Here is a 17,997-nt window from a genome sequence, read left to right on the forward strand (position 1 = left end):
TAATTCCTCCGTTCTACTTTTATTGTTGTTCTTCAGAAACGCCTTTTTCCATTGCTTTCCAAGCTAATGTTGCACACTTAATACGTGCTGGAAACTTGGCAACCCCGTTTAATGCTTCAATATCACCGAGATCAATGGAATCGTCGTATTCTTTCCCAAGCATCATGTCAGAAAAGATGTGAGATAATTGAAGTGCTTCCTCAATTTTCTTTCCTTTTATCGCTTGTGTCATCATCGATGCAGATGACATGGAAATAGAACAACCTTCCCCGTCAAACTTGGCATTTTGAACGACACCATCTTCTACTTGAAGTGTTAGATGGATTCGGTCACCGCAAGTCGGGTTATTCATATCAATTGTCAAAGCGCCATCCTCAATACTTCCTTTATTGCGAGGATTTTTATAATGGTCCATTATTACTTGTCGATATAGTTGATCTAAATTAGAAGACATCGCTAAAATACTCCTTTGCAGTGCGCAGTCCAGCTACAAGTCTGTCAATATCTTCTTCAGTATTATAAAGATAAAAACTAGCTCTTGCAGTTGCCGTACATTGTAACCATTTCATCAAAGGCTGTGCACAATGATGACCGGCACGAACAGCAATACCACTCATGTCGAGCACAGTCGCAACATCATGTGGATGCACATCATCCAAGTTAAATGTTACAATTCCTGCTCGTTTAGATGGATCTACAGGTCCATATATAGATAGACCATTTACCGTAGACATTTTCTCCATCGCAAGCGCAGCAAGTTCATGCTCATGTTGTTCAATTTCATCTAATCCAATCTCTTCAAGGAAATCGATTGCAGCCGCAAGACCAATCGCACCTGCAATGATTGGTGTGCCGCCTTCAAATTTCCAAGGAAGCTCTTTCCATGTAGATTCATACAAACCTACAAAGTCAATCATTTCTCCACCGAATTCAATTGGTTCCATTTCTTCTAGCAATGCTTGTTTTCCGTAAAGTACACCAATTCCTGTAGGTCCACACATTTTATGACCTGAAAAGGCAAGGAAATCACAATCTAAGTTTTGAACATCTAACTTTAAGTGTGGCGCAGCCTGAGCTCCATCCACAACCATAATAGCTCCGTGTTCATGTGCAATTTGTGTAATTTCTTTGATTGGGTTCATCGTACCAAGTACGTTTGAAACGTATACAATGGAAACGATTTTCGTCTTATCAGTTATAGTTTCACGAACTTTTTCTAAAGATAGTGTCCCGTCTGCTTCTAAGTCGATATATTTCAGTGTTGCACCAGTTTCTTTCGCAAGTTGTTGCCAAGGAATGATATTCGAATGGTGCTCCATATGTGTAATAACAATTTCATCGCCTTCTTTTACATTTGCTCGGCCGTAGCTTTGGGCAACTGTGTTAAGAGAAGTCGTTGTACCACGAGTGAAAATAATTTCTTTAGTGGACTTAGCATTTATGAACTTACGAACTTTTTCACGTGCTCCTTCATAGCTTTCCGTCGCACGATTCCCTAGTGTATGAACACCACGATGAACATTCGAGTTTTCAAATTCATAATACTTTTTAATTGCTTCAATTACTTGCACTGGCTTTTGAGAAGTAGCACCACTGTCCAAATAGACAAGTGGATGCCCGTTAATCTCTTGGTTTAAGATGGGAAAATAGCTTCGAATCTCTTTACTGAGCATTAGCGAACTTTCCTTTCAATAACCTCCGTCAGCTGTTTCTTTACACCTTCGATTGGTAATTCAGTCACTACTGGAGCAAGGAATCCATGAATAACTAGACGCTCTGCTTCGTGTTTTGAAATACCACGGCTCATTAGATAGTACAACTGAAGTGGATCTACTCGGCCAACAGAAGCTGCGTGACCTGCTGTTACATCATCTTCATCGATTAATAGAATTGGGTTTGCATCCCCACGAGCTTTTTCACTTAACATTAGGACACGAGACTCTTGTTCTGCATTCGATTTAGTTGCACCGAATTCAATTTTCCCGATACCATTGAAAATAGAAGAAGCTTCATCTTTCATCACACCGTGTTTTAAGATTTGTCCCTCTGTATGTTTACCCCAGTGAATAACTTTTGTTGTAAAGTTTTGTTTTTGTTTCCCGCGACCTACAACAACCATTTTCACATGACCTTCAGAGTTATCACCTACAAGATGCGTTACATTCTCAGAAATTGTATCGCTGTCGTTCATCATGCCAAGTGCCCATTCAAGCACTGCATCACGACTAGTTACTCCGCGGCGGTTAACATAAGTGGTAAATCCTTCTGCTAATACATCTACAGTACCAAATGTTACTTTCGCGTTATCTTTTACAATTACTTCTGAAATGATATTCGCTTGGCCTGTTGTTTTTTCTACAGTAGATAAATAATTTTCTACATATGTTACAGCACTGTTTTCATCCGCAACAAGTAGGGTATGGTTGAATAGAGATGCTGAATCATTATCGTGTAAATAGATAACTTGAACTGGCTCTTCGATTACAACATTTTTCGGTACGTATACAAATACTCCACCGTTTAAAAGTGCTGCATGAAGTGCAGTTAGTTTGTGTTCATTTACTTTTACACCGTCAGTCATAAAGTATTTTTGAACAAGATCACTATGCTCACGTAGAGCTGTGTATATATCTGTCAAAATAACACCTTTAGCTTGTAAATCTGCTGATAAAGATACAAAAGCAGGTGTATTATTATGCTGAATATAGATGTTTTTTTGTTCTTCTGCATGCACAACTGCTTTTACTTCTTCTGGAAGTTCCTCAAGAGAAGTGTAAGCATTGCTTTCTACAGTATGTGTAGGAAATTCAGTGAAATTCCAATTTGTAATTTTTGTTTTATCTGGTGTTGGCATTGGAAGTGTCTCCAGTTCACCTAATGCTTTAAGACGAAGTTCCGTCATCCAGCTTGGTTCTTGGTTACCTTCTGAAAAGGAGCGGATATCTTGCTCGGTTAATGCCAATTTTGTTTCAACCGTCATGCTTATTCGTCCCCTTTCTTATGCTTCTTGTCCAACTGTCTCGTCTTCAATTCCTAACTCTTCTTTAATCCAGTCATATCCTTGTGCCTCTAATTTTTGCGCAAGCTCAGGACCACCTGATTTTACAACGCGACCTTGCATCATTACGTGCACATGATCCGGTGTGATGTAGTTAAGAAGACGTTGGTAGTGAGTGATGATAAGGCTTCCGAATCCTTCTCCACGCATTTCATTGATTCCTTTAGAAACAACTTTAAGCGCATCGATATCAAGACCAGAGTCAATCTCATCTAAAATAGCGAATTTTGGTTGTAACATCATTAATTGAAGAATTTCATTACGTTTTTTCTCTCCACCTGAGAATCCTTCATTTAAATAACGTTGTGCCATATCTACGTCCATTTCTAAAAATTCCATTTTACTATCTAATTCGCGGATAAATTTCATTAAAGAAATTTCTTCGCCTTCTTCGCGGCGCGCATTAATAGCTGAACGTAAAAAGTCTGCGTTTGTTACTCCAGTAATTTCACTTGGGTATTGCATTGCTAAAAATAGACCCGCTTGTGCACGCTCGTCTACTTCCATTTCTAATACATCTTCCCCGTCCAATTCCACTGAACCAGAAGTTACTTCATATTTTGGATGGCCCATAATAGCAGAAGCTAAAGTAGATTTACCAGTACCATTTGGACCCATAATAGCGTGAATTTCATTTGTATTAATCGTTAAATTAACACCTTTAAGTATCTCTTTACCGTCGATCGCAACGTGTAAATCCTTAATCACTAAAGTTGACATTGAATACCCTCCATTAAGTAACTATGAATGCATAACCATTCTAATTTATTATCATTCTAATCTTAACCCAAACTGAAGTCTCTGGCAAATCTTTTGAAACAGTTTCTTATTTAATATATAAAACATAGAAAAATCTTGATATTAATACCTTTTCCCTTAAACTCTATGGGAAATTGGAATAAGTTGATATTTTCAATACGAATCTCTAATTGAGAATCGATTTCACTATAAGGATAGTGTTAACAAAAAAATCCACGAAGAACATGTCTTCATGGATTTCATCTTATTAGCCTCTAAATGCTTTCGCATCAATTCTCGCAACAACTTGTACGCTTTTCTCATAATCTCGTTGTCTTCTTTTTTCCACTTTCATTCGTAAAGCTTGACTGCTCCGTAATTCGTCATATCCGAATCCGTGTACTCCCCTGAATGCGTGGTCCATCTGTTCCGTGTAAGGTAATCCCTCTGAATTGATAATGAATCATTCCTTTCGATTTTTTACACCTACACTATGGTACATACCCAAGTATTTTGTTATTAAACATTTTTTCTTTTGATAATTTTTATCATTTTTAATAGAGATATAAACAGCGACTGTTGAAAACCACTATATCCTCTTATTAGTCAAGGCCCCCCATGGAACGCGGCACATGTAAGAAAATGAATGCGCTGAAATTCTAGAGCCTGACGGGCATCCACTTTGCTCGGGTTACGAACATTTATCCGCGATTTGAGCAGAGTATTGCTCGGGTTGCTACTCTCATTGCGCGGGAGCACCGACTTTGCTCGGGTTACGAACATTTATGCGCGATTTGAGCAGAGTATTGCTCGGATTGTGACTCTCATTGCGCAGGAGCAGCGACTTTGCTCGGGTTACGAGCATTTATGCGCCATTAGAGCAGAGCATTGCTCGGGTTACGACTCTCATTGCGCGGGAGTAGCGACTTTGCTCGGGTTACGAACATTTATGCGACTTTAGAGCAGAGCATTGCTCGGGATGCGACTCTCATTGCGCGGGAGCAGCGACTTTGCTCGGCTTACGAGCATTTATGCGCCATTTGAGCGGAGCATTGCTCGAGTTGCGACTTTAGAGCGAAGCATTGCTCGGGATGCGACTTTCATTGCGCGCGCCACCGACTTTGCTCGGTTACAAAAATCATTACGCACTTGTTGTGGCAGTGCACGTATTACGACAATATCACTCAGATAGAAAAGATGATTACTCCCAGGCAAAAAATTTCTGTTTATTAACAAATGAAACCCTCAACTTTGGTTGAAGGGTTTCATTCTATAAAATGCAGACCTTGTATTACCAACTTTTATTAAATCACTATTAGTTAAAATTCGATTTGCTTCATGCCGATTGTTTAACTTCAGAAAATCTCTACATTCTTTATTAGTAATAGAATCCTTGTACAACAATAAATAGGTTGCTATTGCTCCGCGATATGCAGTTTGATCTTTCCTTTTACATTTAGGACATTCCCAAGTATGCTTTATTTTTTTCATGCCAATAAATTTGCATTTTGGACATTCTACACCTTTTATAAGCTCATTAGGATTAATCGAAAAATGCTTTGTAAGTGGAAAGTAGGTAAAAGGATCATTTTTCCTTAAAATAATTCTCCTAATTCTTTCCATTTCCTCCGCAGTCAATAGTTGTTTTTGGATTTGTATTTTTCGAAGATATGGTCGGATTTCGTTTTTATAGAGGATTTTTGCTTTATTGGTAGAGGTGCTAACGAAGCTTTTTCGAGATGCAAAAATAACTGCACCGTCAACTGGGATAGGTATGTTATGATCGTTAAAAAATTGGAAAAGTTGATATTTATAATCGTTTAATTGAGTAGCTGGACATGGATATTTGTTTATCTCGCCATTTTCTTTTCTTTGTATAATTTGTGAGGGGTTCTCTTGAAACGCTAATTCTCCTACGATATTTTTAACTTCCAGTATGATGGCTCCAAAAGGGGTAATGAGTAGAATGTCTAATTCAAATGCGCTTTCTGACCGTAATAATAATTTGTGATAAATATGAATATCATATGGTAGTCTCAGTTGTTCAATTTCTTTTAATATTATCTCCTCTCCAAAATCCCCTGCACTAGCTGCATGAATATCTTTTCTTACTTTTTCATATAAAGGATGATCTACATGTAATCTTCTTAAGAGTAATTCCATTCCTTCTATGTGAACAGATTTAGAAAACTTTTTTATGATCAATTAATTAGCCCCCTTTATATCAGAATAGCATGAATAGAACGTTAAATCCATTCGATTTTTACCGTGTTCTTTTATGTAGGATTATGTGTATTATCTCGCACATAAAAAAGCAGACACTACGTATGAGTGCCTGCTTAATCATATTATTTATTCATTTACTGGAACGATTGTACCGCCCCACTCTTTTTGGATGAAGTCTTGGATTTCTTTTGAGTGTAATGCATCTACTAGTGCTTTGATATTTTTATCGTTTTCTTTACCAGCTTTTGTTGCAATGATATTTACGTATGGTGAATCTGAGTTTTCAATTGCGATAGAGTCTTCAATTGGATTTAACCCTGCGTCGATTGCATAGTTTGAGTTAATAAGTAGCGCATCGCCTTCGTCATTTTCATATAATTGAACCATTAATGCTGGTTCATAGTTTGGATCAAATTGAAGATTTTTCGGATTTTCCACAATATCAGAAATTTCAGCAGTTGTTTTTTCAACACCTTCTGCTAACTTGATTAATCCTTCACTTTCAAGCATAGATAAAACACGACCGTGGTCTGTAACTGAGTTACTCATTAAGATTGTAGCGCCTTCTGGAAGCTCTTCAACAGAATTGTGTTTCTTAGAATATAATCCGATTGGCTCGATATGAATTCCACCAGCATTCACGAAATCATAACCAAATTGTTTAATCTGATCCTCTAAATATGGAATATGTTGAAAATAGTTTGCATCTAGTTCATCGGATTCTAAATCTTTATTTGGTAATACGTAGTCTTGGTAAGATTCTATAACTAATTCAATTCCCTGTTCTTCTAAGATTGGTTTTACTTCTTCTAGAATGACAGCGTGTGGTGTGTTGGAAGCACCTACTACCAATTTATTGCTTTCTTCTTCTCCTCCACAAGCTGCTAGCGCAAGCGCACTTACGGATAATAAAGCTCCAGCTAAAAACTTCTTCATCTGTATTCTCTCCTTCTATTGTCCCCATTTTTATATGTGATCGGGTAGACCCGTAAACACCTAACGTTTGTCAATCTTCGTCGTCACCATGTCTCCAATCCATTGAATAATGAACACAAGAATTAATATTAAAATCGTAGCCATTAAGGTGACATCCGTTCTATTTCGTTGGAAGCCATCTAGAAACGCGAGTGTTCCTAAACCACCGGCACCAATTATTCCTGCCATCGCTGTATAGCCAACGAGCGAAATACAAGTGACTGTAATTCCCGAAACTAGGGCTGGCAATGATTCAGGAAGGAGAACCTTCCATATAATAGTAGAAGTCTTTGCCCCCATTGATCTTGCCGCTTCTAAAACACCTTTATCAATTTCTCGTAAACCGATTAATACCATTCGTGCATAGAACGGAGCTGCTCCAATTACTAGAGCTGGGAAAGCTGCGTTTGGGCCACGAATTGTATCAAGTAGTAATTTCGTAAAAGGAATAAGCAAAATGATTAAAATAATAAAAGGGATAGATCTGAAAATATTAACTATAGCCCCTGTTAACCAATTCGCTAATTTATTTGCCCATGCTTGATGTGGACTTGTTAAAAATAATAGTAGCCCAAGTGCTAAACCAAAAATTGCAGTTAAGATAGTGGAAACTGCTGTCATATATAATGTCTCTAGTGCTGCTTCCCACATTTTAGGCCAATCAACATTCGGAAAAAGCGTATTAATCATTGTTGATCACCTCTGTACTTACTTTCTGTTCATGTATAAATCGTATTGCTTCATCGACGGCTAATGCGTCGCCATCTATTTGAAGAATTAATGTCCCAAATGCACCACTTTTTGTATGCGAAATATTTCCTTGCACGATATTTACTTCTAGCTCGAATTGTTTGATTAGCCTAGAAAGTATTGGTTGCTCTGTTTGTTCTCCTACAAAAGTGAGTTTGATTAACTTACCGTTTGGATATATATCCACTAAATTTTGTATCGTTTGCATTGTTTGCGTCGGTTCAGAAACTTGCGAAACAAATCGTTTTGTTATAGGTCGTTGTGGATTTTGGAAGACTTCTAGCACATCCCCTTCTTCTACAACTCGTCCACCTTCCATAACTGCCACTCGATTACAAATCTTTTGAATGACTTGCATTTCGTGAGTGATCAATACAATGGTTAAACCAAGTTTCTCGTTGATACTAACTAATAAATCTAAAATAGCGTCCGTTGTTTCTGGATCCAGTGCAGATGTCGCCTCATCACAGAGTAGAACTTCTGGACGATTTGCCAATGCACGAGCAATTCCTACACGCTGTTTCTGCCCGCCTGATAGTTGTGAAGGATAATAATTTCCTCTTCCCTCTAATCCCACAAGTTCAATCAATTCATTAACACGCGCTACTCGTTGATCCTTTGGAACCCCAGCAATTTCAAGCGGGAATGCAATATTTTCTGCAACTGTTCGGGACCATAACAGATTAAAATGTTGGAAAATCATACTTACCTTATGTCGAACTTGACGAAGCTTTTCCTCATTTATCGATGTAATTTCTTTTCCGTTCACAATAATTTGTCCAGCAGTTGGTTTCTCTAATCCATTTAGCAAACGGATCATTGTACTTTTTCCAGCACCACTATATCCAATAATGCCGAAAATTTCGCCTTGCTTTATATCAAGATTTACATCATCAACAGCAATTATCGTACCTAGTTTCGTTTTAAACTTCTTCGAAACATCTTTTAAACTTATCATGTAAATCTCACACCTTCCAATATTAAAAAATCCCTTCTGCAAAAGAGCAGAAGGGAAGTAAGTTATCCATCGAAAAGAACTTATCCATTCTCTCATTTCCCAAAGCGTTTGCTTTGTGTGATTTGGCACCATTTCATTTACATGACGGTTGCCGGGCTTCGTAGGGCACTTCCCTCCACCACTCTTAATAAGAGTAATACTATTTAATTGGTAAAGCTCAGTAAGAAGTATACTATCACATGATCGCTTGATCGTCAATATTTTTTATTGTTTCTAGCAGAAAAGGAACGGATTGAAAAGCATATATTTTTTTATATACGCGTCCCTTTTTGGCGATCAGTAAGCATGGGACGCTTTCTATTTCATATTCCATTGCCAGGCTTTCGAGGTAATTTATATTTGCTTGGCCTACTGGATTTGGCACTAATACGTCGATCACTTGCATCATCTTGCTTGCCACCATGCATGTACCGCACATCGGTGTATAAAGATAGAATAATGAAAGCTCGTTGTTATTTTTGTAATGCTCCCATTGTTCACGCGTCCATTCATTCACAAAACATCATCCTAAAGTAAAAATTCTTTTTTCACTTTAATATTAACACGTTTCAATATAGAAGCCAAAACTTTGAAAGGGGTATTTGCGACTTCACAATACATCGGATTTGTGTATAGATGAATTGCTTCTGGATATTCTTTTCGGACGATTGAACGTATTTGCTCACCTGATTTATCTGCATCTAAAAAAGCATAGATCGGCAAGTCATCATATGGGCTTAAGATTTCCTCTAGCTTTACATTGGAGATTGTACCATTTGTACAAATAATTTCTGGGGATTCATCAAGAAGTCGCAAAAGCTGAAGCTTATCCGACCTTCCTTCGACGAGAATTACTTTTTCACTAAATACATTAGCCAATTAGCTTCTCTCCCTAATCTTCATCGTTAACTCAGTATATGAAAAAAACGCCGACAATTAACCGGCGTTTTAATTATTATTCTGAAATTAATTCTTCATATTGGTCAGCAGTTAATAAACCATCGATTTCTGAAGCATTTGATGGCTCAACAACGATCATCCATGCATTTTCATACGGAGATTCGTTTACAAATTCAGGGCTATCTTCTAGCTCACTGTTCACTTCAACCACTTTTCCGCTAATTGGAGCATAAAGTTCTGAAACAGTTTTTACTGATTCCACACTACCGAATGGGTCTCCTGCTTTAATATCGTCTCCCACTTGTGGAAGCTCGACAAACACGATATCCCCAAGCTCAGATTGCGCAAAATGAGTAATACCGATACGTGCATTTCCACCTTCTGTTTTTACCCATTCATGTTCTTCTGAGTATTTCAAATCTTTTGGTGTGCTCATAAATTATACCCCTCTCAAATAAGTTATATATTCATCTATAATATTCACACATTTTTATAGTAAAAACAAGCTACTTTAGTTGTTTGACCAAATTTGTTCAAACTCTTCTTCTTTAAAACCAAGCGTCAACTGCTTACCATCAAAAACAAGTGGTCGTTTCACAAGCATCCCATCGAATACTAGCGTTTCGATTTGTTCTGCCTCTGTCATATTCGGTAACTTTTCCTTTAATTGTAACTCTCTATATTTTGTACCACTCGTATTAAAAAGTTTCTTTAATTCGATATTCGTTTTTTCTAGTATTTCTTTTACTAATTCTTTTGTGGGAGGGTCCTCCACAATGTGATGATATGTAAATTCTACATCTTTGTCCTTCAACCACTTACTCGCTTTATTACATGAACTACATTTAGGATAACCAAAAAATTGTATTGTCATTACTTCTCACCTTTTTTCTTTTTATCATATCAAAAAAAACGATGAACCGCACTTTGCGTCCATCGTTTTTTGTATGGTGCTAATTAAACGACATATTTCTCTGCATCAATCAATTTAACGGATGCTTCGCGTTTTTTAGCGATAACATTGTAAGGTGTGTTGCGTGTTAGTTTACGAAGTGCAGAAAGCATCATACGTAATGTATCGCCTTCTACAGATGCGATGAGCGTTTCTTTCGCATCCTTTTCAATTGCTTCGAATGCTTCTTGGCAGAAAATTTGTGTGTAAAGCAGTTTTTGGTTCGCTTTTTCTACTCCATTACGTGCAATCGCTTTTTCCGTACGTAGAAGAGCCGATTCCATTGCAAATAAGTTATTTGCGATATTTGCAATGTTCACAAGTACTTCTTGTTCTGCTTCTAGTTTAGTACCAAAACGCTGTGCTGCAAGACCAGCTGCTAGCAAACCAATTTTCTTCGCATTTGCTACTAATACTTTTTCTTGCGCTAATGGCGCATCACTTACCTCTTCAGGCATCATCATAAGTAGCTCTTCCTGTAAGCTTTGTGCTTTTTGAAGAAGTGGTAATTCGCCTTTCATTGCTTTTTTAAGGAAAGTGCCTGGAACGATTAGTCGGTTAATTTCATTGGTTCCTTCGAAAATACGGTTAATACGGGAGTCACGGTAAATACGCTCTACTTCGTATTCTTGCATGAAACCATATCCGCCATGTAGTTGCACAGCTTCATCCGCAATATAATCCAATACTTCTGAACCTACTACTTTGTTGATAGAGCATTCAATTGCGTATTCTGCGATAGATGCTGCAATCGCTTTGCCATCTTTTTGTTCTTCTACACTCAACTGACTCATACGCTCTTCAAAATATCCCACAGTGCGGTAGATTAAGCTTTCTGTCGCATATAATTTCGAAGCCATTGTCGCTAATTTTTGTTTCGTTAAATTAAAAGAAGAAATAGGCGTTTTAAATTGTTGACGTTGATTAGAATAAGAAATTGCTAATTCTAGTGCACGTTTAGAACCTCCAACAGTTCCAACTCCTAGTTTATAACGACCAATATTTAAAATATTGAAGGCAATGACGTGACCACGGCCAATCTCCCCTAGTAAGTTCTCTACTGGTACTTGGGCATCTTGTAAAATAAGTGTGCGAGTGGAAGACGATTTAATCCCCATTTTCTTTTCTTCTGCTCCAACAGAAACGCCTGGGAATTCACGCTCTACGATAAAAGCAGAGAATTTGTCCCCATCCACTTTTGCGTAAACAACAAATACATCTGCAAAGCCTGCATTCGTAATCCATTGCTTTTCTCCATTTAAAATATAGTGCGTGCCTTCTGCGTTTAACTTTGCAGTAGTTTTCGCTCCTAATGCATCGGAACCAGAACCTGGCTCTGTAAGTGCATATGCAGAAATTTTGTCTCCAGAAGCAGAGTTTGGTAAGTATTTTTGTTTTTGCTCTTCATTACCAAAAAGGACGATTGGTAAAGTTCCGATTCCTACATGGGCACCGTGTGTAATCGAAAAACCACCAGCTACAGATAATTTCTCCGCAATTAGTGCAGAAGAAATTTTATCTAATGCAATCCCGCCGTACTCTTCTGGAATATCTGCTGCCAGTAAGCCTAGATCACCTGCAGATTTAAGTAATCGAACCGAATGCTCGAACTCGTGATTTTCTAATTTTTCTACTACTGGTAATACTTCATTTGAGACAAAGTCTTCCGCAGTTTTCGCAATCATTTTTTGCTCATCTGTAAAATCCTCTGGTGTGAAAATACGATTTGCATCCACGTCTTCTACTAAAAAGCTTCCACCTTTAATCATTTGTTTTACTTCCGTCATGTTAAATTCCCCCTTGAAAAGTTTGGTTATAGCAGTTCGAACACTCCGGCAGCTCCCATTCCCCCACCGATACACATCGTTACAACACCGAATTGTTTTCCTTGTCGTTTTAATTCACTCATCATTTTTAATGTTAGAATAGTACCTGTAGCCCCAAGCGGATGACCAAGGGCAATTGCTCCCCCATTTACATTTACTTTATCTAGATCAATTCCTAAATGACGCACCACTTGGATGGATTGAGAAGCGAACGCTTCATTAATCTCCCAAACGTCGATATCTTCTATGGATAAACCTGCAATTTTTAATGCCTTTGGAACGGCTACAATTGGGCCAATTCCCATTACGTCAGGTGCAACTCCTCCTACTGCAAACGAACGGAATTTAGCGATTGGTTTTAATCCTTGTGCTTCCGCCACTTCACGGTCCATCACTAAAACTGCCCCTGCACCGTCTGAAGTTTGTGAAGCGTTACCCGCTGTTACTGAACCACGGGTGTTAAATGCAGGACGTAACTTGGAAAGTGTTTCAATAGATGTTCCAACCCGAACTCCCTCATCCATTTCAAATAAAAACCTTTTCTCCTGAGCTTTATTATTTCCGTCTACAAAATGCTTCACTACTTCTACTGGAACAATTTCATCGTTAAACTTCCCAGCAGCAATGGCAGCAGCAGCTAGTTCATGAGAACGCACTGCAAAGGCATCTTGGTCTTCGCGACTCACGCCGTACTTATTTGCCACTTGCTCCGCTGTATGCCCCATCCCCATATAGTACTGCGGAGCTGTTTCTGCTAAGTGTGCATTCGGTCGGATTGTATTTCCCATCATTGGAACCATACTCATTGACTCTACTCCGCCTGCAATAATTGCTTCCGAATGCCCTAGCATAATTCGTTCCGCTGCATATGCAATCGATTGCAAGCCTGATGAACAGAAGCGATTCACTGTAATCGCTGGTGTTGAGTCAGGAAGGCCTGCCAGAGCCCCTATATTACGAGCAACATTCATCCCTTGCTCTGCTTCTGGCATCGCACAGCCTAATATTAAATCATCGATTGGTCCATCATAGTTTCCCGCTCTTTTTAATGTTTCTTTCACAACTAATGCTCCAAAATCATCTGGACGAACAGTTGCGAGAGAACCTTTTTTCGCTTTACCAACTGGTGTTCTTGCACCTGCTACGATAACTGCTTCACGCATGAGTTTTCCTCCTTTATCACCTACGCACAATTAGTTGCGTAATGGCTTACCTTTCACTAACATATGTTGCATTCTTGCTTGCGATTTTGGATCTGCTACCAAGCTTAAAAATGCTTCGCGTTCCAAGTTAAGTAAGTATTGCTCATCCACTAAAGTACCGTATGGAACTTCTCCTCCAGCAATCACGTAGGCAAGCTTTTTCGCAATTTTCAAGTCATGCTCACTAATATAGCCAGATAAGAACATACCCTCAGCACCTAAAAGTAATGTTGCATATCCAGGAGACCCTGTTACAGGAACCTTCTCTCGTAATGGAGCTTTGTATCCAGCATTTGCAAGACTAAGTGCTGCTTGTTTTGCATCATACAATTGATGATCAGGATTCACACTAATACCATCTGCAAAGTTTAAGAAGTTATTTTCAAGCGCTTCTTCTCCTGATGATGACACTTTTGCCATTGCAATTGTTTCAAATACTTTATTGGCAACGTATTGATAGTCCACCTGGACGCCTTTTGGAAGCCCTTTTAAATGCTTCATATATAACTCTTTGTTACCACCGCCGCCAGGGATTAGACCAACCCCTACTTCTACTAGCCCCATATAGGTTTCGGTCGTTGCTTGAATATGTGCTGCTGGTAAACAAGCTTCAGCACCACCGCCAAGTGTCATTCCAAATGGTGCAACAACCACTGGCTTAGTGGAATATTTAATTTTCATCGTTGCATTTTGGAAGCTTCGAATAACATAATCCAATTCAAATAAATTATCGTCTTGAGCTTCCATCAAAATCATCCCAAGGTTTGCACCAACACTAAAGTTTTTCCCTTGGTTTCCAATAACAAGCCCTTTAAAGTTTTTCTCCACTTCCTCAATCGCAAAGTTAATCATTTGTAATATGTCGAGTCCAATTGCATTTGATTTAGAGTGGAATTCCAGTAAAGCAATTCCGTCACCTAAATCTATTAAACTAGCGCCAGAATTAGATTTAATAACACCATGTTTTTTCTTATAACGCTTCAGGTCAATTACTTTTTCATTGAAAGAAACGATTTTGTAGTCATTTCCATCAAAGTAATAAAGATCGCCATTTTCTTCTTTATAAAAGGATTCGAACCCTTTATCTAAAAGCAACTGTACGAATACAGGGATTTCCTTTCCTTCTGCTTTCATCTTTTCAACTGACTCTTTTACACCAATTGCATCCCATATTTCAAACGGTCCTTGCTGCCAGCCAAATCCCCATTTCATCGCTTGGTCAATGGATACGATATCGTCTGCAATTTCTCCGTGCAACTCAGCGGAATAAATAAGTGTCGGGCTTAAAATGCTCCACAGCAGTTCTCCAGTACGGTCTTTAGCATATGTTAACGTTTTCACTTTTGCCGCTAATCCTTTTTGCTGTTTTGCCATTTCCATCGATGGTGTTTTTAGCTTTTTGACTGGCTCATATTCAAGTGTTTCCGTATTTAATTCTTTAATTTCTTTTCCTTCTTTTAAGAAGAAACCTTGCCCTGTTTTTGCACCAAGCCATTTATTTTCAAGCATTTTATGCATAAATGCCGGTACTTCAAACACTTTCTGCTCTTCCCCAGTCGTTTGGTCAAATACATTTTTTGCAACATGTGCAAACGTATCTAATCCGACTACGTCTAAAGTGCGGAACGTTGCAGATTTTGGACGTCCAATTAGTGGGCCAGTAACTGAATCTACTTCTCCAACAGAATATCCGCGTGCCTGCATTTCACGCAGAGTCACAAGTAAACCATATGTGCCGATTCGATTGGCAATAAAGTTAGGCGTATCTTTTGCTAATACGACTCCTTTTCCTAGAATATCTTCACCGAATTGCTTCATATATTCTACTACCTGGATATCGGTTGTTTTCGCAGGTATCACTTCTAACAGCTTTAAATAACGTGGTGGATTGAAAAAATGTGTGCCAAGAAAATGTTTAGCAAAATCTTCAGATCTTCCTTCCACCATTGCATTAATACTAATTCCTGAAGTATTGGAACTAATTATTGTCCCCGCTTTTCTTACTGTGTCTATTTTTTCATACAGACTTTTTTTCACATCTAAATTTTCCACTACTACTTCAATGATCCAATCGACCTCTTTTAACTTCTCTAAATCATCTTCAAAGTTTCCTGCAGTAATGAGTTGTAAGTTTTTTGTAGAAGTTAGAGGTGCGGGTTTTTGCTTCAGCAATTTTTGTAAAGCAGTCTGAGCAAATTTATTACGAACTGCTGGTTGCTCTAATGTTAACCCCTTTGCTTCCTCTTCTTTACTCACTTCTTTTGGCACGATATCTAACAATAATGTCGGAATACCTATATTCGCTAAGTGTGCTGCAATTCCAGATCCCATTACCCCCGAGCCAAGAACAGCTGCTTTTTTAATTTGAAATGTCACGTGCAAAAGCCTCCCCTTCATCTTGAATGAATGCTCATTCATTTTATAGATAAAAAAAATAGAACACTCTCTATGTCTATTAGTTTAGAACAATTTTTAAATTTTCGCAATAATAAAATGAATAAAAACGAGCAATTTTCTTTCTAGTCTTTCTGAAACAGTGTAAACTAATTTAGAAAAGTGAAAGGCACCTGCTTAGCCACGACAAAGCTCTTCGCCGAGGAGCTTGATAAAATACAGAAATTTGGCATTTGATCGTAAGCGGCCGTCGCCTGGAACCTATATATGAAAACAAATCATAGGAGGTTTTTAATATGAACAAAATTACAACTGTAGAACAATTCAACGAAATCATTTCTGGTGACAACGAAGTACTAGTAAAATTCGAAGCTGGTTGGTGCCCCGATTGCCGACGCATGGAAATGTTCATCGACCCAATCATTGAAAAGTACAACCAATATACATGGTATGAAGTAAACCGTGACGAATTACCGGAAATCGCAGAAAAATACGAAGTAATGGGAATTCCAAGTCTTCTTATTTATCAAAACGGCGAGAAAAAAGCACATTTACACAGTGCAAACGCAAAATCACCAGAGCAAGTAACAGAATTTTTAGACGCTCAGAATTAATTAATATTAAGAGGTTAGCTTTTTCCTCTGCGACGAGCTTCTCGCAGGAGCAAGTAACAAAATTTCTAGATGCTTAAAACAAATAATCGCAAATGCATAAGCCCTTTGAAACCTCTAATTTAAGTTTCAAAGGGCATTAATATTTTATTTCACACTATTCATTTGTTATTGCATCACGCGAGGTTAATATGTTCAATGCATTCGTAGGGGTTTCCCCTCTAAGTACCTGTAAAACAGAATCAGCAGCGAGCATCCCCATTTTAAATCTCGTCTCTACCGTCGCAGATCCAATATGTGGTGTAGTGACGACGTTCGCAAGTTTCAATAGTGGATGATCGACCTTAACTGGTTCTTGTTTATATACGTCTAATCCAGCTCCCGCAATTACTTTATTCTTCAATGCTTCAACTAAAGCATCTTCATCAACGACAGCACCCCGTGATCCGTTGACAAAAATAGCATTTTGCTTCATCAGCTTAAACTCACTAGCCCCATACATATTTTTCGTTTCCTCGCTTAGTGGCACCATATTACAAACAAAGTCCGAACGTTTTAGCAAATCTTGAAAACTGCAATATTGTGCATTATAAGTCGATTCGATTTCCTCATCACGACTTCTATTATGATAGAGAATTTCCATACCAAATCCAAATTTTGCACGTGTAGCAATTGCCTTTCCAACTCCACCCATTCCTACAATGCCTATTACTTTTCCATACACATCAGTTCCGAATAATTCTTCTCCAATCATGGAATCCCAATTTCCTTGTTTCACATACGCATCCAACTCTGGTATCCTTCTAGCTGCAGAAAGAAGTACACCAAAGACTGCATCTGCTACAGTTTCATTCAAAATGCTAGGTGTATTTGTTGCAATTATATTCCGTTTTGTTAATAGATCTAAATCCAAATTATCATATCCAACCGAAATATTACTTACTACTTTCAGCTTTGGACTTTTATCCAAAATTTCCTCATCGATTTTTAGAGCAGAACCAAGTAATGCTTCTGCATCCTTTAAATGAGACATGAACTCGGGATATATCGATTCATCTAACTCTTCAAAATAAATAACTTCACATGTTGTGCGCAAATAATCTAAAACACGTGGATCCACTTTTCTATAAACTATTACTTTTTGCATGATTGGATTCCTCCTAATTCATTTGCTCTCTACCTATTAATATATCTCTAATTGTATGGCAAACAAATAACTCAATCAATAAATATATAAAATATTCTAAAATTTCTATTTTTATGCCCGATAGTTTATGATAATGTGCAAACTAGTTGGAGTTTATATAAAATAATAAATAACCCCTCCTATTGAAAGGAAAGATTCTCTCAGCATGGAAGTAGGGGCTT

General features: G+C 38.1%; 18 protein-coding genes and 1 riboswitch. Of the genes, 1 reads left to right on the plus strand and 17 read right to left on the minus strand.

Features of this window, described 5'->3' with window-relative positions; all coding sequences use genetic code 11:
- Positions 1-19: 19 nt before the first annotated feature.
- From sufU to ACIP9W_RS10345, 16 genes are all read right to left on the minus strand, one after another.
- A complete protein-coding gene (gene sufU / locus ACIP9W_RS10275; protein WP_142540116.1) occupies positions 20-454 on the minus strand; it encodes a Fe-S cluster assembly sulfur transfer protein SufU in 435 nt (144 codons plus the stop codon).
- On the minus strand, positions 444-1,673 hold the full coding sequence (locus ACIP9W_RS10280; RefSeq protein WP_282241759.1) for a cysteine desulfurase: 1,230 nt from the start codon (positions 1,671-1,673) through the stop codon (positions 444-446). The genes sufU and ACIP9W_RS10280 overlap by 11 nt, the downstream gene beginning before the upstream one ends.
- A complete protein-coding gene (sufD, locus tag ACIP9W_RS10285) occupies positions 1,673-2,980 on the minus strand; it encodes a Fe-S cluster assembly protein SufD (protein WP_400788858.1) in 1,308 nt (435 codons plus the stop codon). Before sufD ends, ACIP9W_RS10280 begins: the two co-directional genes overlap by 1 nt.
- An 18-nt stretch (positions 2,981-2,998) precedes the next feature.
- Positions 2,999-3,778, minus strand: coding sequence for a Fe-S cluster assembly ATPase SufC (sufC, locus tag ACIP9W_RS10290; protein WP_400788861.1), 780 nt, complete (start codon positions 3,776-3,778; stop codon positions 2,999-3,001).
- A 286-nt stretch (positions 3,779-4,064) separates the two neighbouring features.
- Positions 4,065-4,220: a YuzK family famiily protein gene (locus tag ACIP9W_RS22445; RefSeq protein WP_211356420.1), complete on the minus strand. Its 156-nt coding sequence runs from the start codon at positions 4,218-4,220 to the stop codon at positions 4,065-4,067.
- Positions 4,221-5,041: 821 nt separating this feature from the next.
- Complete coding sequence (locus ACIP9W_RS10295; protein ID WP_400788864.1) at positions 5,042-6,001, minus strand: nuclease-related domain-containing protein; 960 nt, start codon at positions 5,999-6,001, stop codon at positions 5,042-5,044.
- 147 nt (positions 6,002-6,148) lie between these two features.
- Positions 6,149-6,958, minus strand: coding sequence for a MetQ/NlpA family ABC transporter substrate-binding protein (locus tag ACIP9W_RS10300; RefSeq protein ID WP_400788866.1), 810 nt, complete (start codon positions 6,956-6,958; stop codon positions 6,149-6,151).
- Positions 6,959-7,018: 60 nt separating this feature from the next.
- Positions 7,019-7,687, minus strand: coding sequence for a methionine ABC transporter permease (locus ACIP9W_RS10305; protein ID WP_400788868.1), 669 nt, complete (start codon positions 7,685-7,687; stop codon positions 7,019-7,021).
- Entirely contained in the window at positions 7,680-8,705 is a 1,026-nt protein-coding gene (locus ACIP9W_RS10310; protein ID WP_400788870.1) for a methionine ABC transporter ATP-binding protein, read from the minus strand. The genes ACIP9W_RS10305 and ACIP9W_RS10310 overlap by 8 nt, the downstream gene beginning before the upstream one ends.
- Before the next feature lie 89 nt (positions 8,706-8,794).
- A riboswitch (SAM riboswitch) is annotated at positions 8,795-8,899 on the minus strand.
- A gap of 41 nt (positions 8,900-8,940) precedes the next feature.
- Positions 8,941-9,261 carry a thioredoxin family protein gene (locus tag ACIP9W_RS10315; RefSeq protein ID WP_400788872.1) on the minus strand — a complete coding sequence of 107 codons (321 nt, stop codon included), beginning with the start codon at positions 9,259-9,261 and terminating at the stop codon, positions 8,941-8,943.
- Positions 9,262-9,272: 11 nt separating this feature from the next.
- Positions 9,273-9,623: a toprim domain-containing protein gene (locus ACIP9W_RS10320; RefSeq protein ID WP_093269848.1), complete on the minus strand. Its 351-nt coding sequence runs from the start codon at positions 9,621-9,623 to the stop codon at positions 9,273-9,275.
- 76 nt (positions 9,624-9,699) lie between these two features.
- A complete protein-coding gene (gcvH, locus tag ACIP9W_RS10325) occupies positions 9,700-10,080 on the minus strand; it encodes a glycine cleavage system protein GcvH (RefSeq protein WP_400788875.1) in 381 nt (126 codons plus the stop codon).
- Between the two features lie 75 nt (positions 10,081-10,155).
- Positions 10,156-10,518, minus strand: coding sequence for an arsenate reductase family protein (locus ACIP9W_RS10330; protein WP_400788877.1), 363 nt, complete (start codon positions 10,516-10,518; stop codon positions 10,156-10,158).
- Between the two features lie 83 nt (positions 10,519-10,601).
- Positions 10,602-12,383, minus strand: coding sequence for an acyl-CoA dehydrogenase family protein (locus ACIP9W_RS10335; protein WP_400788879.1), 1,782 nt, complete (start codon positions 12,381-12,383; stop codon positions 10,602-10,604).
- A gap of 26 nt (positions 12,384-12,409) precedes the next feature.
- The gene (locus ACIP9W_RS10340) at positions 12,410-13,585 is read right to left on the minus strand and encodes an acetyl-CoA C-acetyltransferase (RefSeq protein WP_400788881.1); all 1,176 of its coding nucleotides are present in this window, start codon (positions 13,583-13,585) and stop codon (positions 12,410-12,412) included.
- 30 nt (positions 13,586-13,615) lie between these two features.
- Positions 13,616-16,021 (minus strand): 3-hydroxyacyl-CoA dehydrogenase/enoyl-CoA hydratase family protein, encoded by a 2,406-nt coding sequence (locus ACIP9W_RS10345; protein ID WP_400788883.1) that lies wholly within the window; start codon positions 16,019-16,021, stop codon positions 13,616-13,618.
- 293 nt (positions 16,022-16,314) lie between these two features.
- Between ACIP9W_RS10345 and ACIP9W_RS10350 the strand changes: the two genes are divergently transcribed.
- Positions 16,315-16,632, plus strand: a complete 318-nt coding sequence (locus ACIP9W_RS10350) for a thioredoxin family protein (RefSeq protein ID WP_142540102.1) — start codon at positions 16,315-16,317, stop codon at positions 16,630-16,632.
- Between the two features lie 154 nt (positions 16,633-16,786).
- Here the strand turns inward: ACIP9W_RS10350 and ACIP9W_RS10355 are convergent, their stop codons facing one another.
- A complete protein-coding gene (locus ACIP9W_RS10355) occupies positions 16,787-17,776 on the minus strand; it encodes a 2-hydroxyacid dehydrogenase (protein ID WP_400788886.1) in 990 nt (329 codons plus the stop codon).
- Positions 17,777-17,997 lie beyond the last annotated feature (221 nt).

The sequence above is a fragment of the Psychrobacillus sp. NPDC093180 genome, assembly GCF_044754065.1.
GTDB lineage: Bacteria > Bacillota > Bacilli > Bacillales_A > Planococcaceae > Psychrobacillus.

Coding starts and splice junctions, on each gene's coding strand:
- sufD (WP_400788858.1), bottom strand. CDS start 2,980: ATGACGGTTGAAACAAAATTGGCATTAACCGAGCAAGATATCCGCTCC.
- ACIP9W_RS10350 (WP_142540102.1), top strand. CDS start 16,315: ATGAACAAAATTACAACTGTAGAACAATTCAACGAAATCATTTCTGGT.
- ACIP9W_RS10345 (WP_400788883.1), bottom strand. CDS start 16,021: ATGAAGGGGAGGCTTTTGCACGTGACATTTCAAATTAAAAAAGCAGCT.
- ACIP9W_RS10305 (WP_400788868.1), bottom strand. CDS start 7,687: ATGATTAATACGCTTTTTCCGAATGTTGATTGGCCTAAAATGTGGGAA.
- ACIP9W_RS22445 (WP_211356420.1), bottom strand. CDS start 4,220: ATGGACCACGCATTCAGGGGAGTACACGGATTCGGATATGACGAATTA.
- ACIP9W_RS10310 (WP_400788870.1), bottom strand. CDS start 8,705: ATGATAAGTTTAAAAGATGTTTCGAAGAAGTTTAAAACGAAACTAGGT.
- sufC (WP_400788861.1), bottom strand. CDS start 3,778: ATGTCAACTTTAGTGATTAAGGATTTACACGTTGCGATCGACGGTAAA.
- ACIP9W_RS10340 (WP_400788881.1), bottom strand. CDS start 13,585: ATGCGTGAAGCAGTTATCGTAGCAGGTGCAAGAACACCAGTTGGTAAA.
- ACIP9W_RS10355 (WP_400788886.1), bottom strand. CDS start 17,776: ATGCAAAAAGTAATAGTTTATAGAAAAGTGGATCCACGTGTTTTAGAT.
- ACIP9W_RS10300 (WP_400788866.1), bottom strand. CDS start 6,958: ATGAAGAAGTTTTTAGCTGGAGCTTTATTATCCGTAAGTGCGCTTGCG.
- gcvH (WP_400788875.1), bottom strand. CDS start 10,080: ATGAGCACACCAAAAGATTTGAAATACTCAGAAGAACATGAATGGGTA.
- ACIP9W_RS10335 (WP_400788879.1), bottom strand. CDS start 12,383: ATGACGGAAGTAAAACAAATGATTAAAGGTGGAAGCTTTTTAGTAGAA.
- sufU (WP_142540116.1), bottom strand. CDS start 454: ATGTCTTCTAATTTAGATCAACTATATCGACAAGTAATAATGGACCAT.
- ACIP9W_RS10280 (WP_282241759.1), bottom strand. CDS start 1,673: ATGCTCAGTAAAGAGATTCGAAGCTATTTTCCCATCTTAAACCAAGAG.
- ACIP9W_RS10330 (WP_400788877.1), bottom strand. CDS start 10,518: ATGACAATACAATTTTTTGGTTATCCTAAATGTAGTTCATGTAATAAA.